The organism is Brachyspira catarrhinii, from assembly GCF_005518285.1.
GTDB classification, from domain to species: domain Bacteria; phylum Spirochaetota; class Brachyspiria; order Brachyspirales; family Brachyspiraceae; genus Brachyspira; species Brachyspira catarrhinii.
Genome location: NZ_SJDU01000404.1, coordinates 1 through 1,936 on the forward strand (window position 1 = coordinate 1; position 1,936 = coordinate 1,936).

A 1,936-nucleotide genomic window follows, 5' to 3' on the forward strand; every position below is an offset into this window, starting at 1 on the left:
TCCTTACAGAAAAGTTATTAAAGGAAAAGTGACTGACGAGATAGAATATTTGACGGCGCATGACGAAGAGAGATTCCATATCGCAGATGCGAACGCTCCGATAAACGAGGATGGAACTTTTAAGGAAAATTTAATATCCACAAGATACAGGTCGGAATTTCCTTATTCGTCTCCAGAGCAGGTGCAATATATGGATGTGTCGCCTCAGCAGATAGTTTCGCTTTCAAGTTCGCTTATACCGTTTTTGGAGCATGACGATGCGAACAGAGCTTTAATGGGAAGCAACATGCAAAGGCAGAGCGTTCCTCTTTTATTTCCAGAAGCGCCAATAGTTGGAACGGGAGTCGAAGCAAAAATATGTCAGCCAGGAACGGGCATCGCTTTACATGCTAAAAGGGCGGGTAAGGTTATAAAAGTGGTTAATAACGAAATAGTAATTAAACCGAATAAACAGAGCGATAAAGACGATTTCGATGTTTACGAGCTTATAAAATATCAAAGAACAAACCAAGACACTAATTTTCATCAAAGACCCGTAGTCAATCTCGGCGATACTGTTAAAGCGGGAGGACTTCTTGCGGACGGACCAGCTACCGATAACGGAGAGTTGGCGTTGGGAAGAAACGTTTTGGCGGCGTTTATGATATTTGAAGGATATAATTTTGAGGACGCTATTCTTTTGAGCAGCAGACTTGTCGAAGAGGATGTGTTTACTTCCGTTCATATTGAAGAATTTTCAGTCGAAGCGAGAGAGACAAAATTAGATAGAGAAAATATTACGAGAGATATTCCTAATGTTTCAGAGTCCGCATTTAAAAATTTGGACGAAAGAGGAATTGTAAGAATAGGCGCTAAAGTAAAAGCGGGAGATATATTGGTTGGAAAAGTGACTCCAAAAGGCGAAACGGAAATCACTCCAGAATACAGACTTCTTCATTCGATATTCGGCGAAAAGGCGCGAGATGTTAAAGACACTTCTTTAAGAGTGCCTCATGGAAAGGACGGAACGGTTATAGATGTGAGAGTTTATAGCAGAGAAAACGGGGACGAACTTAAGCCAGGAGTAGAGGAAGTGGTAAAAGTATTTATCGCTAAAAAACGAATAATACAGGAAGGCGACAAAATGGCGGGAAGGCATGGAAATAAGGGAGTCGTGGCAAGAATAATGCCCGTAGAAGATATGCCATTTTTGGAAGACGGAACTCCAGTAGATATTTGTTTGAATCCTTTGGGCGTTCCTTCTCGTATGAATATCGGGCAGGTTATCGAGATGTTGCTCGGTTGGTCGGGATATAAAATGGGATTAAAATACGCATGTCCAGTATTCGAAGGTCCGAAAGAAGAAGCTTTAAAAGAGGCTATGATTGCAAGCGGAATGAATCCGAGCGGTAAAGTTAAACTTTACGATGGAAGAACGGGAGAGCCTTTCAAAAACGAGGTTGCGGTAGGTTATATGTATATGCTAAAACTTAATCACCTTGTGGAAGATAAAGTTCATGCGAGAAGCACGGGACCTTATTCTTTGGTTACTCAGCAGCCTTTGGGAGGAAAATCTCAATTTGGCGGACAGAGATTGGGAGAGATGGAAGTTTGGGCTTTGGAGGCTTACGGTGCCGCTAATATGCTTCAAGAGTTTTTAACCGTTAAATCGGACGATATGGCGGGACGAGCGAGAATATACGAATCTATCGTTAAAGGCGATGTTATATCTTCGCCAGGCATCCCAGAAAGTTTTAATGTTTTGGTTCAAGAGCTTAGAGGACTCGGACTAAATATTACGATTCATGATGAGCAGGGAGTTCAGCTTCCTTCTACGGAAAAAGAATTAAAACAAAAATCGAAAAAGCAAACGAAAATTTTTAAATAGATTTTAGAATAAATTTTTAAATAAAATTTTTAATAGAGTTTTTAAATAATAAGGAGAAGTTTAATTAAT

The 1,936-nt window shown here is 40.2% G+C and carries 1 protein-coding gene; it reads left to right on the forward strand.

From position 1 onward, the window contains the following. On the forward strand, positions 1 to 1,867 hold a 1,867-nt coding region (gene rpoB, locus EZH24_RS10960), incomplete at its 5' end, for a DNA-directed RNA polymerase subunit beta (protein ID WP_137999150.1). Positions 1,868 to 1,936 lie beyond the last annotated feature (69 nt).